Raw genomic sequence first — 24,173 nt, 5'->3', positions numbered from 1 at the left:
CCGCGGCCACGGCGAACTCCCCCGTACACAGACGAACCGCCCGCCGGCTGGGATGCCGGCGGGCGGTTCGCTCCGTTCGTAAGGTGCGTTCAGGAGGTACGGGCGGGCCGTACGGGCGCGTTACTTCACCGCGCCCGCGGTCAGCCCCGCGACGACCTGGCGCTGGAAGATGATGTAGGCCGCGAGGACCGGCAGCATCGCCATCACCAGACCGGCGAAGAGCCCGGACCAGTCGCCCTTGTAGCCCTGGCTGTTGGCCAGTTCGACCAGGCCCTGCGAGAGGACCCGGCTCTCCGGGTCGGTGTTCAGCACCGTCGGCAGCATGTACTGGTTCCACTGGCCCAGGAAGTTGAAGATGCCGACGCTGATCAGGCCCGGCTTGGCCATCGGCAGCATCACCTGGAAGAACGTCCGGGTGTGCGAGGCCCCGTCGATCATCGCCGCCTCCGCCACCGACCCCGGTAGCGTCCGGAAGAAGGAGGTGAGGAAGAAGACGGTGAAGGGCAGTGAGTACGCGATGTAGACCGCGATCAGGCCGTGCCGCGTGTTGAGCAGGCCCATGTTGTTCATCACGAAGAACAGCGGGACCAGCGCCAGGATGATCGGGAAGCTCATCCCGCCGATGAACAGGTAGTAGATGAAGCGGTTGCCCGGGAAGTCGAAGCGGGCCAGCACGTAGGCCGCCATCGAGCCGAGCAGCAGCGTGCCGATGAGCGAACCGCCCACCACCACGATGGTGTTGAAGAAGTAATCGCTCATGTGCGCCTGGCTCCAGGCGCGCGACCAGTTCTCGAAGTGGAGCTTGTCCGGCAGCTTCCACGGCGTCGACAGGATCGAGTCGTCGGTCTTGAACGACGACATGATCGCCCAGAGCAGCGGCATGACCACCAGGATCGCCCAGATGATCAGCACGCCGTGGGAGAAGACGTTGAGGGTCTTGCCCTCGCTGCTCTTCTCCTTGGCCGCCGGGGCGGGCGACTTGGACACGGGGGCCGGATCCGTCGCCGCGACCGCGGGAGGGGTTTCAGTGGCCTTCACGCGTGCTCACCTCGTACTACTGTCGAGCCGGCCGCCGCGGCCGGGCTGTCTTGCCTGCTGGGGGTCCGGGGAACGCGTCCCGGGAAGCGCGGCATCAGAACTCCAGCCGCTCGCGCCGGCCCAGCCGCATCACGACGGCGGCGAACGCCATGGTGACGATGAGCAGTCCGACACCGATCGTCGTCGCGTATCCGGCCTGACCGTCGCGGAAGGCGGTCTGGTAGACGTACAGCGGCAGGATCGAGGTCGAGTAGTCGGGGCCGCCGGGGCCGACCGTCATGACCTGAACGGCCGTGAACGCCTCGACGCCGAGGGCCAGGATGCCCATGTAGACCCAGCCCGACTGGATGGTGTCCCAGAGCAGCGGAACGGTGATCCTGAAGAACGTCGTGATGCGGCTGGCCCCGTCCAGGAGCGCCGCCTCGTAGAAGTCCCTGGGGATGGACGCCATTCCGGCCGAGAAGAGGACGACGAAGAAGCCGACCGTCGACCAGACCAGCACCACCATGACGCAGATCAGCGCCAGGTTCGGATCGCCCAGCCACTCCGGCTGGACGGAGTCGAGACCGATGCCCTTGAGCGCCGAATTCAGCATGCCCGAACGCGGGTTGAACGCGAACTGGAAGAGCAGGGCGACGATGACGATCGACAGGACCTGCGGGAAGAAATAGGCGATCTTGTAGAAGCCCGACCCCCGCACGCCGGAGACCGCGGCGTTCTTCCGCCGGCGGCCTCCGACGTTGAGCATGAAGGCGAAGAAGAGCGCGAGGCCCAGCGTCACCAGCGGCAGCACCAGCACCAGAATCACGCTGTGCTGGAGGGACTTCCAGAAGATGTCGTCCTTCAGCATCCTGGTGTAGTTGCCGAAGCCGACCATCTTGAAGTCGGGGCTCAGCCCGGTCCAGTCCGTGAAGGAATAGTAGATGGCCTGGATGAACGGCCAGATGACGAAGACCGCGTACAACACCAAGGGGACTACCAGGAACCCCACAATGAACCGGTACTTGCCGTGCTGCATCGTTTACCGACCCCGATCTTTCCGCGGGTGCCGCCGCTGGTGACGGTTGCTCACTGGTGCTTGTAGTGCTTGATGGACTGGTCCTTGGCCGCCGCGTCCGCGTAGGCCTGGATCTTCTTGATGGCCTCGGCCGGGGTCAGGCGTCCGGCCATCATCTCGCCGATGCCCGCGGTGCCGATCTGCTCCTTCTGGAGCTTCACGTACCAGTCCTGCATGCGCGGGTTCACCACGTTGTCGCCGGCCTTCTTCAGCGCGTCGACACCGGCCTGCATGGCCGTGGAGAGGGTCAGGCCGTCGGTGCCGCCGTTGAAGGCGCTCAGGGACTTGACCTGCTTGGTGAAGTTCTTCGAGGACTCCTCGGAGAGCATGATGCGCAGCTGCTCCATGCCGCCCTGCGGGTTCTTCGCCTTGGCCGGGACGATGAAGGGCTCGCCGCCGGACGCCCAGATGGTGCCGAAGGGCAGCTTGTCGGACGAGTCCAGGCCGGAGGGGGCCGCGACCATCATCTTGAAGTCCTTGGGCGTGGTCGGCGCCGCCTCGTTCTCCACCCACGAACCGTTGGGGATGAAGAGCGCCTTGCCCTTCGTCCACTCGGTCTGCGACTGGATGTGGGTCAGGCCCGGGGTGCCGTCGAGGATGTACCCCTTCTGCTTCAGCTCGTAGTACGCCTCGAACGCCGCCTTGACGGCGGGGTCCTTCCACGCGTTCGGCTCCAGGTTGTCGATCTTGTCGAGAACCTCGCGGCCGCCGATCTTGGCGATGAACGGGTAGAGCGAGAACGGCAGGTAGTACGGGTACTTGCCCGGGTACGTCCAGCCCGCGATGCCCTGCTTCTTCGCCTTCGCGCAGAGGGCGAGCATGTCGTCCCAGGTCTCGGGGTACTCCGCGTCGAGCTTCTCCAGCGCGGTCTGCGAGTACCACACGCCGTACACGGTGTACGCGTAGTACATGATCCAGACCGGGTCGCCGTCGAACTGGCCCATCTCGAGCACGCCCGGACGCAGGGTGTCGCGGACCTTCTTGTTCGGGTCGTCGTAGGACGGGGCGTCCATCAGCGGGGTCAGGTCGAGCAGCTGCTTCTTGCCGACGAGGACACCCATGTCCATCTGCTCGGCGCCGGAGTTGTCGATCAGGTCCGGCGGGGTGCCGCCGTTGAAGCGCGGCTGCAGCTGCGACTGGATCTTCTGCGTCGCGGTGTGCTTGATCTTGGCCTTCGGGAAGGCCCCGGCGTACACCTTCTCGGCGTCCTTCGCGTACTGCTCGCCGAAGCCGCCGTTGAAGATGACCACGTCGAGCGCGGCGCTCTCGTTGACGCCCAGCGGGTTCTTCGCGCTGGTCTTGCCCTTCTCGACCGGGTCGTCGCCGCCACTGTCGCCGCTCGCGCAGGCGGACAGGAAGCTCATGGTCGGGACGGTGATCAGACCGAGTGCGGCAGAACGCTTGATCACATCGCGACGGCCAAGGCCCTCATTCTTGTGGGCGGAGGTGGATCCCATGCTCAAGTCCTCGCCTTCTCCAGGACTCAGGCGGTGTGTACCGGTCGCCCCGTCGTAATTCGCCTCAGCGAAGGGCCCCGCCACCGCGGTCAGTTGCGCTTGGGTGGTGCAGATTTTTCAGGCTACCGATTGCCGTGGGGGGCGCCGGGGGACCGAACAGCCGACGCACCTGCGTCGCCGCGCCGTTCCGCCCCCGTGTCCCCCAGCCGCACAACCGGTGAACCAGCTGTGCGGACGCCGACAGGTATAGTCCATTTGCCGTCAACTGAGCAAGATCGAAAGCAAGGTTGAACGGCAGTCTTTCCCGAGTTGAGACCTCGCGGATACCTCGACACTCCGCACCCCCCTTCGGATGTAACGTTTTCCGCATTCCGGTCGATTCACCGTCCCGCTCTGATCCAACTCCTTGACACCGCGCGCCACTTCACTCCCTACTTGTCCTGCGCAGCTTCTGACAACGTTGTCCAGGCGCCCACTTCCCGGGAGGAATCGCTCGGCATGCACCCCCGACACCGTTCTCGTACGAGAAAAAGCAGCACGTCAGCACTGATCGCGGCCTCGTTGGTACTGGTCGTGACAGCCCCCACTGCGGCCGCCGCCCAATCGGCCGGATCGGGTGAAAGAGCCCAAGGGGCCACGGGCGAAAGGACATTCAGCACGTCCTTCGAAGAAGACGAAAAGCAGCCGGACTGGCGCAATACCGTAGAAGAGGGCCCTGACGGAAAGAAGCGGTCATCGGGTGTCGATGGCGGATTCTCCTCCGGAATACCGGGCAATGTGACCGACCAGGTCACCGATGTCCGCGCGAGCGACGAGAACACCGGCGGCGGGGAGGTGAAGGAAAACCTCGTCGACGGCGAATCCGGTACGAAGTGGCTGTCGTTCGAGCCCACCGCCTGGCTGGAGTTCGACCTCACCGAGCCGACCGAGGTCGTGACGTACGCGCTCACCTCGGCCGACGACCACGACGAGCGCGACCCCGAGGACTGGACGCTCCAGGGCTCCGAGGACGGCAAGACCTGGACCGACCTGGACACCCGGACCGGCCAGACCTTCAGCGAGCGCTTCCAGACCAAGTCCTACGACTTCACGGCGGACAAGGCCTACCAGCACTTCCGCCTGAACATCACGAAGAACAACGGCGCCCCCGACGCCCTCCAGCTCGCCGACGTCCAGTTCTCGGACGGCGACACCTCCGCCCCCGCACCCTCCGAGATGCGCAGCCAGATCGGCAACGGCCCGTCCGGCTCCCCCACCGCCAAGGCCGGCGCGGGCTTCACCGGCAAGAAGGCGCTGCGGTACGCGGGCACCCACAAGGCGGACGGCCGGGCGTACTCGTACAACAAGATCTTCGACGTGAACACGCGGGTCGAGCGGGACACCGAACTGTCCTACCTGGTCTACCCCCAGATGGGCGAGTCGGACCTGTCCTACCCGGCCACGCACGTCGCGGTGGACCTGGCGTTCACGGACGGCACCTACCTGAGCGACCTGCGCGCCACCGACACCAACGGCGGGCTGCTGACGCCGCAGGGCCAGGCCGACGCCAAGCGGCTCTACGTCAACCAGTGGAACAAGGTCGACGCCGCCATCGGTACGGTCGCGGCGGGCAAGACGGTGGACCGCGTGCTGGTCGCGTACGACTCCCCGAAGGGCCCGGCGAAGTTCCAGGGCTGGATCGACGACCTGAAGATCGCGCCCGCCGAGCCGGAGAAGCGCAGGGCGCACCTCTCCGACTACGCGTCGACCGTGCGCGGCACCAACTCCAGCGGCTCCTTCTCGCGCGGCAACAACTTCCCCGCGACGGCCGTCCCCAACGGCTTCAACTTCTGGACGCCGGTCACCAACGCCGGCTCGACCAGCTGGCTCTACGACTACGCGCGGGGCAACAACGACGACAACCTGCCCACCCTGCAGGCGTTCGCCGCGAGCCACGAGCCGAGCCCCTGGATGGGTGACCGGCAGACCTTCCAGCTGATGCCGTCGGCGGCCTCCGGCACCCCGGACGCCTCGCGCACGGCCCGCGCGCTGCCGTTCAAGCACGAGAACGAGACCGCGCGGCCGCACTACTACGGCGTGACGTTCGAGAACGGCCTCAAGGCCGAGATGACGCCGACCGATCACGCGGCGCGGATGCGGTTCACGTATCCGGGCGAGGACGCGAGCATCGTCTTCGACAACGTCTCCAACGACGGCGGGCTCACCCTGGACCCGGCCACCAGCTCGTTCACCGGTTTCTCGGACGTGAAGAGCGGCGGCTCGACCGGGGCGACGCGCCTGTTCGTGTACGGCGTCTTCGACGCGCCGGTCACCGCGAGCGGCAAGCTCTCGGGCGGCGGTGGTGACGACGTCACCGGGTACCTGCGCTTCGACGCGGGCAAGGACCGCACGGTCGACCTGCGCCTGGCGACCTCGCTGATCAGCGTCGACCAGGCGAAGAAGAACCTGGCCGCCGAGATTCCCGCCGCGCGCTCCTTCGGCCGGGTCGAGGACGCCGCGCAGGGCGCCTGGGACGCGCTGCTGGGCAAGGTGGAGGTCGAGGGCGCGAGCGCCGACCAGCTGACCACGCTGTACTCCAGCCTCTACCGGCTCTACCTCTACCCGAACTCGGGCTCCGAGAAGGTCGACGGCAAGGACAAGTACGCCTCCCCGTTCTCCCCGCAGGTCGGCTCGGACACGCCGACGCACACCGGCGCGAAGATCGTCGACGGCAAGGTGTACGTCAACAACGGCTTCTGGGACACCTACCGGACGACCTGGCCCGCCTACTCCCTGCTGACCCCGAAGAAGGCCGGCGAGATGGTCGACGGCTTCGTCCAGCAGTACAAGGACGGCGGCTGGATATCCCGCTGGTCCTCGCCCGGCTACGCGGACCTGATGACCGGCACCTCCTCGGACGTGGCGTTCGCCGACGCCTACGTCAAGGGCGTGGACTTCGACGCGAAGGCGGCGTACGACGCGGCCGTCAAGAACGCCACGGTCGTCCCGCCGTCCTCCGGCGTCGGCCGCAAGGGCATGGTGACGTCCCCGTTCACCGGGTACGCCGACACCACGACCCACGAGGGCCTGGCCTGGTCGATGGAGGGCTACGTCAACGACTACGGCATCGCGAAAATGGGCCAGGCGCTCTACGCGAAGACGCACGAGCAGCGCTACAAGGACGAGTCCGAGTACTTCATGAACCGGGCCCGCGACTACGTGGAACTGTTCGACGACAAGGCCGGCTTCTTCCAGGGCAAGGACGCCGAGGGCGACTGGCGGCTGCCGTCCGGCCTGTACGACCCGCGGGTCTGGGGCTACGACTACACGGAGACCAACGGCTGGGGCTACGCCTTCACCGCCCCGCAGGACAGCAAGGGCCTGGCCAACCTCTACGGCGGCCGGGCCGGCCTGGCCAAGAAGCTGGACACCTACTTCGCCACCCCGGAGACCGGCACCCCGGAGTTCGCGGGCAGCTACGGCGGCGTCATCCACGAGATGACGGAGGCCCGTGACGTGCGGATGGGCCAGTACGGGCACAGCAACCAGGTCGCCCACCACGTCACGTACATGTACGACGCGGCCTCGCAGCCGTACAAGACGCAGGAGAAGGTCCGCGAGGTCCTCGGCCGCCTGTACACGGGCAGCGAGATCGGCCAGGGCTACCACGGCGACGAGGACAACGGCGAGCAGTCGGCCTGGTTCCTCTTCTCCTCGCTCGGCTTCTACCCGCTGGTGATGGGCAGCGGCGAGTACGCGATCGGCTCGCCGCTGTTCACCAAGGCCACCGTGCACCTGGAGAACGGCCGCACCCTGGTCGTCAGGGCGCCGGAGAACAGCGCGAAGAACATCTACGTCCAGGGCCTGAAGGTCAACGGCAAGAAGTGGACCTCCACCTCGCTGCCGCACGACCTGCTGGCCAAGGGCGGGACGCTGGACTTCGACATGGGCCCGAAGCCGTCCGCCTGGGGCACCGGCAAGGACGCCGCGCCGGTCTCCATCACCCAGGACGACCAGGTGCCGTCCCCGAGGAAGGACGTGCTGAAGGGCGAGGGCCCGCTGTTCGACGACACCTCGGCCACCACCGGCACGGCCACCACGGTCGAGCTGCCCGTCCCGTCCGCCGCAAAGGCCGCCCAGTACACGCTGACCTCGGCCGGCAAGGCGACGGCGCCGGCCGGCTGGGTGCTCCAGGGCTCGTCGGACGGCAAGAGCTGGAAGGACCTCGACAAGCGGTCCGGCCAGACCTTCGCCTGGGACAAGCAGACGCGGGCCTTCTCCGTGAAGTCCCCCGGCTCCTACGCGCACTACCGGCTGGTGCTCGACGGTGAGGCGACGCTCGCGGAGGTGGAGCTGATCGCCTGACCCGCCCCGCCCGCGCGGACGGCCGGCAGCTCCCCGTGGGCTGCCGGCCGTCCGCCTTGCTCAGACCCGTTCCGGCGTCTCCGGGACCGCCGCCGGGAACAGGCTCTCCGGCAGGGTCACGTTCCACGCGGTGATGACCGGGTTGCCGTGTTCCCGGCCCAGCCGCGACACCGCGCCCGTGGCCAGCTGGAACAGGGTGCCCTCGGCCGGGGTGAGGCCCAGGTAGCGGGCGGTCAGGACGCGCAGGAAGTGCGAGTGGGCGACGAGCGCGATGTCCTCGTCGCCCACGCGCCCCGCCGCCTCCGCGACCAGGGCCAGCACCCGGTCCGCCCGCTCGCCGGCCTCCGCCGGGGTCTCGCCCGGATACGCCGGGGGCCCGGCCACCACCCCGTCCGTCCACAGGTTCCAGTCGGGCCGGGTGCGGTGGATCTCGTCCGTGGTGACGCCCTCGTAGCCGCCGTAGTCCCACTCGCGCAGCTCCGGGGTGATGCGGGGCGCGGCGAGCCCGGCGAGTTCGGCGGTGCGCCGGGCCCGGACCATGGGACTGACCAGGGTGAGCGCGACGGCGCGGTCGGCGAGCAGGGGGGCCAGGGCGCGGGCCTGGCGTTCGCCCAGGGGGGTCAGGGGCAGGTCGGTGTGGCTCGTGTGCCGCCCGTTGCGGGACCACTCGGTCTCGCCGTGCCGGATCAGGATCAGCTCGCCCATGTGAAGGCCATCCGCTCTCAGTGCTGTTCACGTTCTGTACAGGCGCCAACCCGCCGCTCCACGATCGCATTCCGGCCGGGTCGAAAAGAGCGGGCGCGCCCGGGAGTGACCTGATACGGCTACCGCGGCACCAAGGGCTCTCCCGCCAGGATGACGGGACAGCCCTTAGGCGGAGGGATCGGCCCGGAACCGGTCGGCGTCGGCGGACGCGTCGGCGTACGCGCGGATGAGCGGGGTCTCGGCCGCGGTGCGCCAGGCAAGGGCCCACCGGCAGGGGGGTGCGTCGCGGATGGGGAGGAAGACCAGGCCCGGCCAGGCGTAGAAGTCGGGCGCCTCGGCCGGTACGGCGGCGGTGGCCTGGCCCGAGGCGACCACGCTGAGCGCCTCCTGCCAGGTGGTGACCCGGGGCCCTCGGGGCACGGGGCGGCCGGAGGGGGTGTACCGGGGGTTGAGGGCCTCCTCCATGGAGGAGGGGATCGATCCGCCCTCGACCACGGCGCAGTCGCCGAAGTCCTCCAGGCAGACGGCCTCCCGCTCCGCGAAGGGGTGGTCGGCGGAGACCATCAGGAGCAGCGCGGAGGTGTGCGAGGTCGGGACGACGGTCAGGCCGGGTTCGTCGGCCGGCAGCCACACGTACACCAGGTCCACGTCGCCCGACAGCAGCAGGTCGAGCGGTGAGGCGGGCTGGATCTCGCGGTGCCGGACGCGGGCCTCGGGGTGACGGGAGTGGAACAGGTCGAGCGTGTCCTTGATCTGGAGGGCGTACGGGCCCATGGTGCCGAGGGTCAGGGCGCCCCGGGTGCCCCGGGCGGTGGCCCTGGCCGCCTCGATGCCCTGGGTGATCTGTTCGTGTCCGCGCTTGAGCGCCCCGTACAACTGCTCGCCGAGGGGCGAGAGGCGCACGGTGCGGGTGGTGCGGTCGAACAGAGAGCCGCCGATGAGCCGTTCCTGCTTCTTGACCGCCTGGCTGACCCGGCCCGGACTGACGCCCAGCCGTTCGGCGGTGCGGCTGAAGTGCAGCTCCTCCGCCAGGGTCAGAAAGATCTCGATCTCCCGCATCTCCACGCGCGGCCCCCGGATTCTTTGGTCCAGAGTCAAAAGACGTTACCAGGAACGCCGTTGATGCCCCGTGAACACCGAGGAAGACTGGGAAGCACCGCCCTCGCCCCGGGGTGTGCGCAGGCAGTGCCGACTGCCGTTCCAGGAGGTGCCGTGCCTGTCGGATATCTGATCCCGGTGGTCGTCGTCGCGATCGGCACGTGGTGCGCGCTGCGGCCGGTGCCGTGGGAGCACCCGCTGGGCCGCCCCGGCTACCTCTTCGGCCTGGCCGCCAACGAGCTGCCGTTCGCCGCCTTCTTCTGGATGCTGCTGGTCCCCACCGCGATGGCCTTCGCCCAGGACGACGTCGTGGACTCGCCGGGCGCCTGGGCGATCGTCGGGCTGGCCGTCGCGACCGCGGCCGGGCTCGCGGTGATCGCCCACCGCGCCTGGGGCGAGCGGGACCGGATCGAGCACGCGATGACCGAGGGGCTGGGCGAGGGGTGGCGCGCCTCCATCGACGCGGACCTCGCCGAGGGGCTGCGGAGCCGGCCCCCGTGGCTCCGCGTCCTGTTCGTGCCGGTCCTCAAGCGCCGCCGGGACGTCCGGCGCGTGGCCAACCTGTCCTACGGGGACGCGGGCCGCCGCAATCTGCTCGACGTGTACCACCACCGCGCCCGTCCGCAGGGCGGCCCCGTGCTGATCCACATGCACGGCGGCCACTACAGCGGCGGCCACAAGAACAGCCAGTCGCTCCCCCTCCATTACCGGCTGGCGAGCCGGGGCTGGGTGACCATCAGCGCCAACTACCGGCTGAAGCCCCAGGTCCGGCATCCCGAGCACATGATCGACCTGAAGAAGGTGATCGCGTGGGCGCGTGAGCACGCCCACGAGTACGGGGCCGACGCCTCGACCCTGTTCGTCGCGGGCAGTTCGGCGGGCGGCCACATGGGCTCGATCGCCGCGCTGACCCCCAACGACCCCGCGTTCCAGCCGGGTTTCGAGGACGCCGACACCTCGGTCAGCGGGGTCGTCGTACTGAACGGCTTCCTGGGCGCGTACTGGCACCAGGGCCCCGAGTCGTCCCCGCTGGGCCACGCCCGGCCGGACGCGCCGCCCATGCTGATCGTCCACGGCGACCTGGACCCGCTGGTGCCCGCCGCCGACGTCCGGGAGGTGGCCGACGGGCTGCGGGCCGCCTCCGCGAACCCGGTCGTCCACGCCGAGCTGCGGGGCGGCCACCACGCCTTCGACCTGTACCACTCGCTCCGCTTCGATGCGGTGGTCGACGCGGTCGAGGCGTTCGCCGCCTGGGTCAGATCACGGGAGCGGTCGTCCCGGACGTGACGTCCACGGTCTCGTACGGCCGGTCCGTGTCGGCGGTGACGCGGAGCGTGCCGCCCTCGCGGACCACCTCGTACGTGGCGGCGGGCTCGCCCGTGAGGCCGGGGACGGTCACCGTGCGGTGGAAGTCGCCGGTGCCCCCGGGGGCGTACACGCGGAGTTGGAGGTTCTCCGTCCAGTCGCCGTCCGGGCGGGAGGTGTCCGCGCCGAGCGGGAGGACCGCGCCGGGGCGGACCAGCAGCGGGAGGCTGTCGAAGCCGTAGGTGCCCCGGTGCCAGGCCGGGCCGGAGACGGTCTCGCCGGTGAGCAGGTGGGTCCAGGTGCCCTCGGGGACGTAGTACTCGACCTCGCCGTCCTCCGTGAAGACCGGGGCGACCAGCAGGTCGGGGCCGAGCATGTACTGCCGGTCCGCGGTGCGGGCGGCCGGGTCGTCCGGGAACTCCAGGAGCATCGGGCGCATGACGGGGACGCCGGTGCGGTGGGCCTCGACGGCCGCCCCGTAGAGGTAGGGCATCAGGCGGTGCTTGAGCTCGGTGAACTTCCGGGCGACCTCGACGGCCTCGTCGCCGAACTCCCACGGCACCCGGTAGGACGAGGAGCCGTGCAGCCGGCTGTGCGAGGAGAGCAGGCCGAAGGCGAGCCAGCGCTTGAAGACGGCCGGGTCCGGGGTGCCCTCGAAGCCGCCGATGTCGTGGCTCCAGAAGCCGAAGCCGGACAGGCTCAGGGACAGGCCGCCGCGCAGGGACTCGGCCATCGCCTCGAAGGAGGACCAGCAGTCGCCACCCCAGTGGACGGGGAACTGCTGGCCGCCGGCCGTGGCCGAGCGGGCGAAGAGGACGGCCTCGCCGTGGCCGCGCTCCTTCTCCAGGAGCTCGAAGACGGCCTTGTTGTACAGGTGCGTGTAGTAGTTGTGCATCCGCTCCGGGTCGGAGCCGTCGTGCCAGACCACATCGGTGGGGATGCGCTCGCCGAAGTCCGTCTTGAAGCCGTCGACCCCCTGGCCGAGGAGCGTGCGCAGCTTGCCCTGGAACCAGGCGGTGGCCTCCGGGTTGGTGAAGTCCACCAGTGCCATGCCCGCCTGCCACTTGTCCCACTGCCAGACGTCGCCGTCGGGGGTGCGGACGAAGTAGCCCTTGGCCGCGCCCTCCGCGTACAGAGGGCTCTTCTGCGCGATGTACGGGTTGATCCAGACGCAGATCTTCAGGCCCTTGTCCTTGAGCCGGGCGAGCATGCCCTCCGGGTCGGGGAAGACCGCCGGGTCCCACTCGAAGTCGCACCACTGGTACTCGCGCATCCAGAAGCAGTCGAAGTGGAAGACGGAGAGCGGGATGCCGCGCTCGGCCATGCCGTCGACGAACGAGGTGACGGTCGCCTCGTCGTAGGAGGTGGTGAACGAGGTGGTGAGCCACAGGCCGAACGACCAGGCCGGCGGGAGCGCGGGGCGGCCGGTGAGCGCGGTGTAGCGGGCCAGGACCTCCTTGGGGGTGGGCCCGGCGACGACGAAGTACTCCAGCGTCTGGTCCTCGACGCTGAACTGCACCTGGCCGACCGCCTCGGAGCCGACCTCGAAGGAGACCTTGCCGGGGTGGTTGACGAAGACGCCGTAGCCGCGCGAGGAGAGGTAGAACGGGACGTTCTTGTACGCCTGCTCGCTGCTGGTGCCGCCGTCCGCCTGCCACATGTCGACGACCTGGCCGTTCTTGACGTACGGGGTGAACCGTTCGCCGAGGCCGTAGACGTTCTCGCCGACGCCGAGCGCGAGCTGGGCGACCATGTGGTGGGCACCGTCGCCGGTGGTGGCGAAGGCGGTCCCCTTGCGTCCGGCGGCGGTCAGGAGCCGGCCGTCCGCGTCCCGGAACTCCAGGCCGAAGCCGCCGGCGGTGGGGAGCCGGAGGGTGAGCGGCCCGCTGGTGAGCTCGGCGGCGGCGCCGTCCTCGCGGGTGGCGGCGGAGGTGTCACCGGTGGCGCCGGGCAGGGCGAAGTCCGGGCCCGGGTGGCGCCTGCCCGCGAGGTGGGTGACCCGCACACCGATGACGCCTTCGGCGGGGGCGTACGCCTCCACGGTGATCAGGGGGGCGTTCAGGGTGTCCCCGCGCCGCGTCACGCGCTGGACCGCGGCGTACGCGGTGAGGCGGTCGGCGTCGAGGCGGAGGTCGCGGAGTTCGGTGGCGTACGAGGCGTGGACACCGTCTCGCATCTGCCAGAAGCCGTCGGTGAACTTCATGGGGGGTCCGTTCCTGTGGGTCCTGATTTTGATCGTACACAAAACAAATATTTTTCGAAGCGCTTCGACTGACGGACCGGAACCTTTGAATCCGCCCGAACACCGGCCCGCTGACCCCTGGTGAGCGGGCACGTTTCCTCTGTGTGACGTGCACGTCACCAGGACGGTCTAGAAACGGACGACCCCATGCCGTATTAGTACTGGCAGCAAACAAATCGGTCGGACGGCAGCGCAGCCGCCCGGGCCCTTGCCGACAAGAGGCAGCTGAATGTCGAACCGCTTCACCCCACGGGTCGCCGTCCCGCTCACCGTCGTCTCCGCGCTGATCGGCGGTGCGGTCCTCTCGGGCTGCGGCCAGCAGCGGGATCCGGACGTCTACACCGTTCTGAACTCCTCGACCGACGAGTCGTACCACCGCTGGGACGCCCAGACCCTGGCCCGGTGCAGCAAGCAGCTCGGCGTGACCATCGAGCAGCAGAGCGTCCCGGCCGCGCAGGTGATGACCAAGGCCCTGCGGATGGCGTCGTCGAAGTCGCTGCCGGACGTGCTCCAGCTGGACGCGTCCGAGATGCCGACGTTCGCCGAGGCCGGTGGGCTGATCCCGCTGAAGGACCTCGGCCTGACGACGAAGGACATCCCCGAGGGGATCGTGAACTTCGGCTCGTACGAGGGCACGTACTACGGAGCCGCGCGCACCGTGAACACGCTGGCCCTCTTCTACAACAAGGACATCCTCGACGAGGCCGGCCTGAAGGTCCCCACCACCTGGGCCGAGATGCGCGAGACCGCGAAGAAGCTGACGCGGGGCAAGCGGTACGGGCTGGCGCTCAGCGCGGGCGGCGCGGAGGACGGCGTCTTCCAGTTCACCCCCTTCATGTGGTCCAACGGCGGCGACGAGACGAAGCTCGACAGCCCCGAGGTGGCCGGGGCGCTGGACTACTGGAAGAGCCTGCTGGGGGACGGCTCGCTGTCCAAGTCCACGGTCAACTGGACCCAGGCCGACGTGAACGACCAGTTCATGGCCGGCAACGCCGCGATGATGATCAACGGCCCCTGGCAGGTGGAGACGCTGAACTCCAGGAAGGGGCTGCACTGGGGCATCGCCGAGATCCCGGTCCCGAAGGCCGGCGACGACTCGGTGGGTCCGCTGGGCGGCGGCGTCCTGACCGTGCCCAACACCGGTGACGAGCAACGGGAGAAGACGGCCGCGAAGATCATCGGCTGCATGTCCGGCGAGCAGGAGGAGATCACCTACGCGCTGAACAGCTGGATGGTCCCGGCCAACGAGAAGGCCGCCGCCGTGTGGCGGACGAAGGTGCCGGAACTGGACGCCCTGGCCGACCAGGTCGCCACGGCCCGTTCGCGTACCGCCAAGCTCGGTGCGCGGTGGTCGTCCGTCTCCCTCGCGCTGCAGAGCGCGTTCCAGTCCGCCCTGACCGGCGAGTCGAGCGAGGCCGCCCTCACCCGCGCCCAGAAGCGCGCGACGAGCGGGAACTGAGGTAACGAACCATGTCGACCACCACCGCTTCCGCGACCGCCGGCCCGGCGCCCGTGACGAAGAAGACCGCGAAGCCGCCGAACCCGGCCCGCGTCCGACGCCGCAGGCGGCTCGCCCAGTGGGGCTTCATCGCCCCCGCCGTGATCTTCATGGCGCTGTTCTTCGGCTATCCGCTCGTCCGCAACATCGTGATGAGCTTCCAGGACTACTCGCCGTCCACGTTCTTCACCGGCGAGTCCCCGTTCAACGGGACGGACAACTGGAGCAACGTCTTCAACGACGAGCTCTTCGGCAAGGCCCTGTGGCACACCATCCTGTTCACCATCGGCTCCCTGATCGGGCAGTTCTGCATCGGCCTGGGCCTGGCGGTCTTCTTCAACCGCCGCTTCCCGCTCAACGGCGTGCTGCGGTCGCTGATCCTGCTGCCGTGGCTGGTGCCGATGGTCGTCTCGGGTGTCGTCTGGCGGCGCATCCTCGACCAGGACACCGGCGTCCTCAACTCGTTCCTCGGCACGGTCGGCCTCGGCGGCGACACCCCGTGGCTGACCAGCACGAACATGGCGCTGATCTCGGTGATCCTGGTGAACATCTGGATCGGCATCCCGTTCAACATGGTGATCCTCTACGGCGGCCTCCAGGAGGTCCCCAAGGAGCTGTACGAGGCCGCCTCGCTGGACGGCGCCTCCGCCTGGCGGACGTTCCGCTCGATCACCCTGCCGATGCTGCGGCCGGTGATCACCGTGGTGCTGGTGCTGGGCTTCATGTCGACGGTGAAGATCCTCGACCTGATCCTGGCGCTCACCGACGGCGGCCCCGCCGACTCCACCCAGACCCTCGGCACCCTCACGTACCAGAACTCCTTCGTCCAGCTGGACTTCGGAGCAGGTGCCGTGGTCGGCAACATCCTGATCCTGATCTCCGCCGTCTTCGCGGTGTTCTACCTGCGGGCCAACCGCAACGAGGGGAAGTGACCGGCATGGCGAGCACCGTGCGTACCCCCGCCCCCACGCATCTCACCGGCCGGCCGAAGCGGCGCTGGGGCGCCATGGTCTTCGGCATCCTGGTGCTGTGCGTGATGCTGTTCCCGCTGTACTGGATGGTGAACACCGCGCTCCAGCCCGAGTCCGGGCTGCTGGAGGTCGACCCCGTCCCGCACGGCCTGGACCTGTCGGGCTTCCGCTCGGCCCTCACGGACCAGGGCGGCAACCTGCTGACCTCGCTGGCCGTCGCGCTCGGCGCGGTCGTCATCTGCCTGGCGGTCTCGGCGCCCGCCGCGTACGGGCTCGCGCAGTTCAAGCTGCGCGGCACCCGGACGGTCGTCTTCGGCACCCTGATCACCCAGATGGTGCCGGGCATCGTGATCGCCAACGCCCTGTACAGCGCGTACGTGGACCTCGGACTGGTCAACTCGTACGCCGGTCTCATGCTGGCCGACGCCTCGCTCGGCATCCCCTTCGCGATCGTCCTGATGCGGTCGTTCATGGTCGCCATCCCGCGCGAGGTCATCGAGGCGGCCGAGGTCGACGGAGCCGGCCGCTTCCGGACGTTCGTGCGGGTCGTGCTGCCGATGAGCCGCAACTCGCTGATCACGGCCGGGCTGTTCTCGTTCCTGTACGCGTGGAGCGACTTCATGTTCGCGCTGACGCTGAACACCACGGACGACGTCAAGCCGATCACCCTGGGCATCTACCAGTACATCGGCGCCCACGTCGGCGACTGGGGCTCGGTGATGGCCGCGTCCGTGCTGTCCGCGATCCCCGCCGCGGTCCTGCTCGTCCTCTCGCAGAAGTACATCGCCGCCGGGATCACCGGCGGATCGGTCAAGTAACCGCACCCCGAACCCCGGAGGGTTTTCCATGACTGACTTCCCCGTGTTCCCGCCCGGCTTCGTCTTCGGCGCGGCCACGGCCTCGTACCAGATCGAGGGCGCCGCGCGGGAGGACGGCCGCGGCCCGTCCATCTGGGACACCTACAGCCACACGCCCGGGAAGACGGACGGCGGCGACACCGGTGACGTGGCCTGCGACCACTACCACCGCTACCCGGAGGACGTGGCGCTGCTGCGTGAGCTGGGCGTGGACTCGTACCGCTTCTCGATCGCCTGGTCGCGCATCCTGCCGGAGGGCTCCGGGGCGGTGAACCCGAAGGGCCTGGACTTCTACTCCCGGCTGGTGGACGAGCTCCTGGAGGCGGGCATCGAGCCGGCTGCCACCCTCTACCACTGGGATCTGCCGCAGGCCCTGGAGGACCGGGGCGGCTGGCGGGTGCGGGAGACGGCCGAGCGGTTCGGCGAGTACACGGCGGTCGTGGCGGAGCACCTGGCCGACCGGGTGCCGCGCTGGATCACCCTGAACGAGCCGTGGTGCAGCGCGTTCCTCGGCTACTCCGTGGGCCGGCACGCGCCCGGTGCCAAGGAGGGGCGCGGCGCCCTGGCCGCCGCGCACCACCTGCTCGTCGGCCACGGCCTGGCGATGAAGGCGCTGCGGGCGGCGGGCGTCCGGGAGGCGGGCATCACGCTCAACCTGGACCGCAACGTGCCGGCCGCCCCGACGGACGCCGACCGGGCCGCGGTGGTCCGCGCGGACACCCAGCACAACCTGGTGTGGACCGAGCCGATCCTCGCGGGCCGCTACCCGGCCACCGAGGAGGAGACCTGGGGCGAGCTGATCACCGGGCAGGACTTCCGGCGCGAGGGCGACCTGGAGCTGATCTCCCAGCCCCTGGACTTCCTGGGCATCAACTACTACCGCCCGATCGTGGTCGCCGACGCCCCGCACCGCGAGCCGGACCCGGCGCTGCGGGTCGCCACGGACAACCGGTACGCCGAGACCGGATACCCGGACGTGCGGAAGACGGCGATGGGCTGGCCGGTCGTCCCGGAGTCCTTCACCGACCTGCTGACGGCGCTGAAGGACACCTACGGGGACGCGCTGCCGCCGGTGCACATCACGGAGAACGGCTCGGCGGAGTTCGACACCGTGGAGCCGGACGGCTCGGTGCGGGACGCGGACCGGGTGGAGTACCTGCGTACGCATCTGACGGCGCTGCGGGCGGCGATGGACGCGGGCGTCGACGTGCGGGGCTACTACGTGTGGTCGCTGCTCGACAACTTCGAGTGGGCCCTCGGGTACGCGAAGCGGTTCGGCGTCATCCGGGTCGACTACGACACCCAGGAGCGCACCCCGAAGGACAGCTATCGCTGGTATCAGGGGCTGATCGCGGCGCACCGGGCCTGACACCGGCGCCCGCGACACGGCGAACGCCCTGCCCACCGCGTGTGACGGTGGGCAGGGCGTTCGCCGTACGGCGCCGGTCAGGCGCGTCGTCGGGCCCACACCGGGCTGATGAAGGCGATGAGCACGGCGGCGACACCGATCTGGAAGATGTGGCGGATCCAGTCGATGCCCCCGGTGTCCCGCACACCGAAGGCGGTGGCGAGGGCGTTGCCGGCGATGGCGCCGACGATACCGAGCAGGACGGTCAGCCACAGGGGGATGGGCTGACGGCCGGGGACGACCAGCTTGGCCAGCAGGCCGATGACGAGTCCCGCGATGATGGCCCACAGAAATGACACGACAACTCCTCTTCTACCGCTGTCCGACTGGTTTCGGGAAGCTGACTTCCGCCTGCCCGGCATGCACCGGTGTACGCATGCCTCCCCGGACGACGGGCCGTCGGCCCTCCCGCGACGTCCGCATACCGGGGCGAAGTCGCTGCGTCGGCCGCATTTCGTCAAACCCTTGGAGACGTGAGGGACTCGTGAAAGGATCACTCCAATTCCGTGGCGTGTCCCCGTATCCCGCGGCGCGTCACGCCTCGCCCCACCATCCATGGAGAACACACGTGGCCAAGATTTCTGGCCGTCGGCCCGGCCGGGCTGCCGCCCGTCTCGCCGCCGCCGCGATAACCGCGGCCCTGGTCGCCACCGGCGCTGCCGCCACCTCCGCCTCCGCCGCCGATGTCGGCGACGCGCCCATGTTCGGCCTCTACGGCCTCAACAGCTCCGGCACCGCGTACACCTACGTGCCGCAGGGTGACGGCACCCTCTCGCCGCGCGTCGAGTTCGAGACCGGCATGACGGGCCTCGAGTTCGTCGGCCTGGTGGACAACGACGCGGACAATCTCGCGGACGGCCGCTGGCAGCTCGGCACCTCGGGCAACATCTGGTACTACGAGGGCAACTCTCCTTCCATCAAGGTCGGTTACGGCTGGGACACCTACAACACCGTCGTCTCGGTCGGCCAGTTCGGCGGCGCCGAGGCCGGCGACCTGCTCGCCCGCGACACCAAGGGCGACGTCTACCTGTACCTGGGCTACGGCGACGGCAAGGTCACCAAGCGCCTGAAGGTCGGCTACGGCTGGGACATCTACACCCAGATCGCCGGCAACGGCGACCTGAGCGGCGACGGCAAGAACGACGTCGTCGCCCGCGACAAGGCCGGCGTCCTGTGGCTGTACAAGGGCACCGGCGACCAGAAGGCGCCGTACGCCAAGCGCACCAGGATCGGCAGCGGCTGGAACCAGTACAACACCCTCTTCGCCGCCGGTGACCTGACCATGGACGGCATCACCGACCTGGTCGCGCGCAACGCCAAGGGTGAGCTGTACCTGTACCAGGGCACCGGCAACGCGGCCGCTCCGTACAAGTCGAAGGCCCTCATCGGCACCTCGGGCTGGAACACGTACCGCCTCTTCTTCTGAGCCGGTCACGGTGGTTACACACTCATGACGAAACGTGAAGGTTTCGCGCCGGAAATCGTGACACGATTCGGCTGAAACGGTGGCCCGCCGCCTGTGCGCGGCGGGCCACGTCCCACTTCACGATCCATGGAGTACTTGTGGCCAAAACCACTGGCCGGCACCACATGCGCATAGCCGCTCGCGCGGCAGCCGCGGCGCTCACCGCCGCCCTCGTCGCCACCGGCACCTCCGCCGTGGCCGCCGACGCCCCGCAGCCCTCGCTCGGTGCGGCGGCAGACCAGCCGGCGGCGGCGACGACCTCGGCCGCCGCGGTCACCCCGTCGTTCGCGCTGTACGCCGTGAACTCCGCGGGCACCGCCTACTCGTACGCCCCGAACGGCAAGGGTGGTCTCACCGCCCGCACGAACTCGGGCTCGGGCTGGGTCGGCGTCACCGCGATGATGCAGGTCGGCCACCAGGCCGACGGCGAGAGCGACGGTCTCTGGTTCCGCGAGGACAACGGGGACATGGGCTACCTGAAGTTCGACTCGTCGGCCATCAAGATCGGCTACGGCTGGAACATCTACAACAAGATCGTCTCCCCGGGGCAGATCGGCGGAGCCGCCGCCGGCGACATCCTCGCCCGCGCCACCAACGGCGACCTGTTCGTGTACCTCGGGTACGGCGACGGCAAGGTCACCAAGCGCATCAAGGTGGGCTACGGCTGGGACATCTACAGCGAGATCGCCGGCAACGGCGACCTGAACGGCGACGGCAAGAACGACGTCGTCGCCCGCGACAAGGCCGGCGTCCTGTGGCTGTACAAGGGCACCGGCAGCCAGACCGCGCCGTTCGCCAAGCGCACCCAGATCGGCAGCGGCTGGAACCAGTACAACCGTCTGGTCTCCACCGGCGACGTCGACCTGGACGGCAAGACCGACCTCATCGCCCGCAAGGGCGGCGAGCTGTACCTGTACAAGGGCACGGGCAACGCCACGGCCCCGTACAAGGCCAAGGTCCTGATCGGCACGAGCGGCTGGGACAGCTACAAGTTCCTGTTCTGAGCCACCCGGTAGTCGCTTCGTAGTTCCTGCCGGAACATGAGAGAGGGCCGCACCCCCGTCGCCGGGGATGCGGCCCTCTCGCCGTACTGGAGCCGGTCCGCTTACTTGCGGATCAGGCTGCGGAGCACGTACTGCAGGATGCCGCCGTTGCGGTAGTAGTCCGCCTCACCGGGGGTGTCGATGCGGACGACGCCGTCGAACTCCACACCGGTGTCGGTGGTGACCTTGACCGTGCGCGGGGTCGTGCCGTCGTTCAGCTCGGTGACGCCGGTGACGGAGAAGGTCTCCTCGCCGGTCAGGCCGAGGGATTCGGCGGTCTGGCCCTCCGGGAACTGGAGCGGCAGCACGCCCATGCCGATGAGGTTCGAGCGGTGGATGCGCTCGTAGGACTCGGCGATGACGGCCTTGACGCCGAGGAGCGCGGTGCCCTTGGCCGCCCAGTCGCGGGACGAGCCGGAGCCGTACTCCTTGCCGGCCAGGATGACCAGCGGGGTGCCGGCGGCCTGGTAGTTCTGCGAGGCGTCGTAGATGTACGACACCGGACCGCCGTCCTGGGTGAAGTCGCGGGTGAAGCCGCCCTCGGTGCCCGGCGCGATCTGGTTGCGCAGGCGGATGTTGGCGAACGTGCCGCGGATCATGACCTCGTGGTTACCACGGCGCGAGCCGTAGGAGTTGAAGTCACGACGCTCGATGCCGTGCTCCGTGAGGTACTGACCGGCCGGGGTGTCGGCCTTGATCGCACCGGCCGGGGAGATGTGGTCGGTGGTGACCGAGTCGCCCAGCTTGGCCAGGACCCGGGCGCCGGTGATGTCCTCGACCGGCGAGGTCTCCATGGTCATGCCCTCGAAGTACGGGGGCTTGCGCACGTAGGTGGACTCGGAGTCCCACTCGAAGGTGTTGCCGGTCGGGATCGGCAGCGCCTGCCACTGGGCGTCGCCCGCGAAGACGTCCTGGTAGGACTTGTTGAACATGTCCTCGCCGATGGCGTTCGCCACGACGTCGTTGACCTCGGCCTCGGTCGGCCAGATGTCCGCGAGGTGGACGGCGTTGCCGTCCTGGTCGACGCCGAGGGCGTCCTTGGTGATGTCGACCTTCATCGAACCGGCGATGGCGTACGCGACGACCAGCGGCGGGGACGCAAGGTAGTTCATCTTGACGTCGGGGTTGATCCGGCCCTCGAAGTTGCGGTTGCCGGAGAGCACCGAGGTCACGGCCAGGTCGTGGTCGTTGACCGCCTTGGAGACCTCCTCCGGCAGCGGGCCGGAGTTGCCGATGCAGGTGGTGCAGCCGTAGCCGACGAGGTTGAAGCCGACCTTGTCGAGGTACGGGGTCAGGCCCGCCTTGTCGAAGTAGTCGGTGACGACCTTCGAGCCCGGGGCGAGGGTGGTCTTGACCCACGGCTTGCGGGTCAGGCCCTTCTCGACGGCCTTCTTCGCCACGAGCGCGGCGGCGACCATGACGTACGGGTTCGAGGTGTTGGTGCAGGAGGTGATCGCGGCGACGGTGACGGCGCCGTGGTCCAGCTCGTACGTGGTGCCGTCGGGGGCGGTGACGGTGACCGGGTTCGACGGGACGCCGTTGGAGGCGGCCGGCGAGTCGGAGGCCGGGAAGGACTCCTTGCCCGCCTCCTCGTCGTCCGAGACGTAGTTGCGGACGTCCTGGGCGAACTGGGCCTTGGCGTTGGCGAGGACGATGCGGTCCTGCGGGCGCTTCGGGCCGGCGATGGAGGGGACGACCGTGGAGAGGTCGAGCTCCAGCTTCTCGGAGAAGTCGGGCTCGGCGGCCGGGTCCAGCCAGAGGCCCTGCTCCTTGGCGTACGCCTCGACGAGGGCGACCTGCTGGGCGTCACGGCCGGTCAGGCGCAGGTAGTTCAGGGTCTCGTCGTCGATCGGGAAGATCGCGGCGGTGGAGCCGAACTCCGGCGACATGTTGCCGATGGTGGCGCGGTTGGCGAGCGAGGTGGCGGCGACGCCCTCACCGTAGAACTCGACGAACTTGCCGACGACGCCGTGCTTGCGGAGCATCTCGGTGATGGTCAGCACGAGGTCGGTGGCGGTGGTGCCGGCCGGCAGCTCGCCGGTCAGCTTGAAGCCGACGACGCGCGGGATGAGCATGGAGACCGGCTGGCCGAGCATCGCGGCCTCGGCCTCGATGCCGCCGACGCCCCAGCCCAGCACGCCGAGGCCGTTGACCATGGTGGTGTGCGAGTCGGTGCCGACGAGGGTGTCGGGGTACGCCTGGCCGCCGCGGACCATGACCGTACGGGCCAGGTGCTCGATGTTGACCTGGTGGACGATGCCGGTGCCCGGCGGGACGACCTTGAACTCGTCGAACGCGGTCTGGCCCCAGCGCAGGAACTGGTAGCGCTCCTTGTTGCGGCCGTACTCCAGCTCGACGTTCTGGCCGAAGGCGTCCTTCGTGCCGAACTTGTCGGCGATGACGGAGTGGTCGATGACCAGCTCGGCCGGGGCGAGCGGGTTGATCCGCTCCGGGTCGCCGCCGAGCTCCTTGACGGCCTCACGCATGGTCGCGAGGTCCACGACGCAGGGCACACCGGTGAAGTCCTGCATGATCACGCGGGCCGGCGTGAACTGGATCTCCTGGCTGGGCTGCGCCTGGGAGTCCCAGCCGCCGAGCGCGCGGATGTGGTCGGCGGTGATGTTCGCGCCGTCCTCCGTGCGGAGCAGGTTCTCCAGCAGGACCTTGAGGCTGTAGGGGAGGCGCGCGGAGCCCTCGACCTTGTCCAGCCTGAAGATCTCGTACGACTCGTCGCCCACGCGCAGCGTGCTGCGGGCGTCGAAGCTGTTCGCCGACACGACAGTCTCCTTCATCAATGTGCGCGTAACTCCGCGCCGCGCCTCACCACGGCGGGCGCCGCGTGGTGCCGCCTCGGACCACCGGGCCATCCGCTGAGGTAAGGCTTAGTTAGGTAACCCTTACCGTGCGGCGCCCGCTGTGCGCCTTCGGCATATATCTCGATGTCGAGATAACTCTAGTACATGACCGCGGACGGGTCATGTCCGGGCGCCCCCCGTGGGCGGTGTGGCGCGCGTCCGGCGGCGGATCAGCTCCTTGGTCTCCTCGGGCAGCGCGTCGGCCGCGGCGAGGAGCGGCAGCAGCTCCGGCTCCAGGGTCATGGCCCGGAACTCCAGCGCGACGGTCACCTCGTGGGCGGGCCGGCGCACGATCTCCACGCGGTCGCCGGAGCGGACCTCGCCGGGTTCGATCACGCGGAGGTACGCGCCGGGCAGGGCCGCCCGGGTGAACCGCTTGATCCAGCCGTCCCGCTCCAGCCAGCCCTGGAAGGTCCCGCACGGTATCCGCGAGCACGACACCTCCAGGACCACGTCGGGCCCGATCCGCCACCGCTCCCCGATCAGGGCGCCGTTGACGTCCACGCCGAGGGTGGTCAGGTTCTCGCCGAACACCCCGTGGGCCAGCGGCCGGCCCAGCTCGGCCTCCCAGCCGTCCAGGTCCTCGCGCGCGTAGGCGTAGACCGCCTGGTCGGTGCCGCCGTGGTGCTTCACGTCGTAAACGCGGTCGCCGGCCAGCCCGACGGCGCCGGTGCCCTTGGGGCCGGGGGCGGTCACCGCGACGGGCCCCTCGACGGGCCGCTTGTCGATGCCGGTCGCGCCGAGCCCCTTCCAGGGGTTGGGGCGGGGGTGGCCGATGTTGACGGAGAGTGTGTGCATGAGGCGGGACCCTAGAAGCGACGGGGCGCGGG

The 24,173-nt window shown here is 69.2% G+C and carries 17 protein-coding genes; 8 read left to right on the top strand and 9 right to left on the bottom strand.

The genetic code is table 11. From position 1 onward, the window contains the following. Nucleotides 1-120: 120 nt before the first annotated feature. The 3 genes from ABZ564_RS23090 to ngcE all read right to left on the bottom strand — a co-directional run bounded on the left by ABZ564_RS23090 (nucleotide 121) and on the right by ngcE (nucleotide 3,552). Entirely contained in the window at nucleotides 121-1,038 is a 918-nt protein-coding gene (locus ABZ564_RS23090; RefSeq protein WP_360859567.1) for a carbohydrate ABC transporter permease, read from the bottom strand. Nucleotides 1,039-1,132: 94 nt separating this feature from the next. Further along, nucleotides 1,133-2,056 carry a sugar ABC transporter permease gene (locus ABZ564_RS23085; protein ID WP_360859565.1) on the bottom strand — a complete coding sequence of 308 codons (924 nt, stop codon included), beginning with the start codon at nucleotides 2,054-2,056 and terminating at the stop codon, nucleotides 1,133-1,135. Between the two features lie 50 nt (nucleotides 2,057-2,106). After that, a complete protein-coding gene (ngcE, locus tag ABZ564_RS23080; RefSeq protein ID WP_360859562.1) occupies nucleotides 2,107-3,552 on the bottom strand; it encodes an N-acetylglucosamine/diacetylchitobiose ABC transporter substrate-binding protein in 1,446 nt (481 codons plus the stop codon). Nucleotides 3,553-4,329: 777 nt separating this feature from the next. Here ngcE and ABZ564_RS23075 point away from each other — a divergent pair. Further along, the gene (locus ABZ564_RS23075; protein ID WP_360859559.1) at nucleotides 4,330-7,896 is read left to right on the top strand and encodes a GH92 family glycosyl hydrolase; all 3,567 of its coding nucleotides are present in this window, start codon (nucleotides 4,330-4,332) and stop codon (nucleotides 7,894-7,896) included. Nucleotides 7,897-7,956: 60 nt separating this feature from the next. Here ABZ564_RS23075 and ABZ564_RS23070 read toward each other — a convergent pair whose 3' ends face one another. Together ABZ564_RS23070 and ABZ564_RS23065 are read right to left on the bottom strand one after the other, a co-directional pair. Beyond that, nucleotides 7,957-8,601: a histidine phosphatase family protein gene (locus ABZ564_RS23070; protein ID WP_360859556.1), complete on the bottom strand. Its 645-nt coding sequence runs from the start codon at nucleotides 8,599-8,601 to the stop codon at nucleotides 7,957-7,959. Between the two features lie 165 nt (nucleotides 8,602-8,766). Beyond that, on the bottom strand, nucleotides 8,767-9,660 hold the full coding sequence (locus tag ABZ564_RS23065) for a LysR family transcriptional regulator (RefSeq protein ID WP_360859625.1): 894 nt from the start codon (nucleotides 9,658-9,660) through the stop codon (nucleotides 8,767-8,769). Between the two features lie 153 nt (nucleotides 9,661-9,813). Here ABZ564_RS23065 and ABZ564_RS23060 point away from each other — a divergent pair, with 153 nt between their 5' ends. Beyond that, nucleotides 9,814-10,986, top strand: coding sequence for an alpha/beta hydrolase (locus tag ABZ564_RS23060; protein WP_360859553.1), 1,173 nt, complete (start codon nucleotides 9,814-9,816; stop codon nucleotides 10,984-10,986). On the opposite strand, the gene yicI is transcribed toward ABZ564_RS23060, so the two are convergent. Further along, nucleotides 10,955-13,207: an alpha-xylosidase gene (gene yicI / locus ABZ564_RS23055; protein WP_360859550.1), complete on the bottom strand. Its 2,253-nt coding sequence runs from the start codon at nucleotides 13,205-13,207 to the stop codon at nucleotides 10,955-10,957. The two genes, ABZ564_RS23060 and yicI, sit on opposite strands and share 32 nt — an antisense overlap. A gap of 268 nt (nucleotides 13,208-13,475) precedes the next feature. On the opposite strand from yicI, the gene ABZ564_RS23050 reads away from it, so the two are divergent. Genes ABZ564_RS23050 through ABZ564_RS23035 form a run of 4 tightly spaced genes read left to right on the top strand, consistent with a single transcriptional unit; the run spans nucleotide 13,476 to nucleotide 17,941 of the window. Then, nucleotides 13,476-14,705, top strand: coding sequence for a sugar ABC transporter substrate-binding protein (locus ABZ564_RS23050; protein ID WP_360859547.1), 1,230 nt, complete (start codon nucleotides 13,476-13,478; stop codon nucleotides 14,703-14,705). An 11-nt stretch (nucleotides 14,706-14,716) separates the two neighbouring features. After that, complete coding sequence (locus ABZ564_RS23045) at nucleotides 14,717-15,676, top strand: sugar ABC transporter permease (protein ID WP_360859544.1); 960 nt, start codon at nucleotides 14,717-14,719, stop codon at nucleotides 15,674-15,676. A 5-nt stretch (nucleotides 15,677-15,681) separates the two neighbouring features. Further along, the gene (locus ABZ564_RS23040; RefSeq protein WP_360859541.1) at nucleotides 15,682-16,533 is read left to right on the top strand and encodes a carbohydrate ABC transporter permease; all 852 of its coding nucleotides are present in this window, start codon (nucleotides 15,682-15,684) and stop codon (nucleotides 16,531-16,533) included. A gap of 28 nt (nucleotides 16,534-16,561) precedes the next feature. Then, entirely contained in the window at nucleotides 16,562-17,941 is a 1,380-nt protein-coding gene (locus tag ABZ564_RS23035) for a GH1 family beta-glucosidase (RefSeq protein WP_360859538.1), read from the top strand. Nucleotides 17,942-18,018: 77 nt separating this feature from the next. Here ABZ564_RS23035 and ABZ564_RS23030 read toward each other — a convergent pair whose 3' ends face one another. Next, complete coding sequence (locus ABZ564_RS23030) at nucleotides 18,019-18,279, bottom strand: GlsB/YeaQ/YmgE family stress response membrane protein (protein WP_360859535.1); 261 nt, start codon at nucleotides 18,277-18,279, stop codon at nucleotides 18,019-18,021. Nucleotides 18,280-18,548: 269 nt separating this feature from the next. Here ABZ564_RS23030 and ABZ564_RS23025 point away from each other — a divergent pair, with 269 nt between their 5' ends. Both ABZ564_RS23025 and ABZ564_RS23020 read left to right on the top strand, forming a co-directional pair. Continuing rightward, nucleotides 18,549-19,406, top strand: coding sequence for a VCBS repeat-containing protein (locus tag ABZ564_RS23025; protein ID WP_360859532.1), 858 nt, complete (start codon nucleotides 18,549-18,551; stop codon nucleotides 19,404-19,406). A gap of 164 nt (nucleotides 19,407-19,570) precedes the next feature. Next, a complete protein-coding gene (locus tag ABZ564_RS23020; RefSeq protein WP_360859622.1) occupies nucleotides 19,571-20,449 on the top strand; it encodes a VCBS repeat-containing protein in 879 nt (292 codons plus the stop codon). 101 nt (nucleotides 20,450-20,550) lie between these two features. On the opposite strand, the gene acnA is transcribed toward ABZ564_RS23020, so the two are convergent. Both acnA and ABZ564_RS23010 read right to left on the bottom strand, forming a co-directional pair. Then, the gene (gene acnA, locus ABZ564_RS23015) at nucleotides 20,551-23,265 is read right to left on the bottom strand and encodes an aconitate hydratase AcnA (RefSeq protein ID WP_360859529.1); all 2,715 of its coding nucleotides are present in this window, start codon (nucleotides 23,263-23,265) and stop codon (nucleotides 20,551-20,553) included. A 198-nt stretch (nucleotides 23,266-23,463) separates the two neighbouring features. Beyond that, entirely contained in the window at nucleotides 23,464-24,141 is a 678-nt protein-coding gene (locus ABZ564_RS23010; RefSeq protein WP_360859526.1) for an MOSC domain-containing protein, read from the bottom strand. Nucleotides 24,142-24,173 lie beyond the last annotated feature (32 nt).

The sequence above is a fragment of the Streptomyces sp. NPDC019224 genome (assembly GCF_040632605.1).
In the GTDB taxonomy this organism is placed as follows: Bacteria; Actinomycetota; Actinomycetes; order Streptomycetales; family Streptomycetaceae; genus Streptomyces.
The sequence above is the reverse complement of the archived record's forward strand: the minus strand, read 5'-3'. Positions and strand labels throughout refer to the sequence as shown.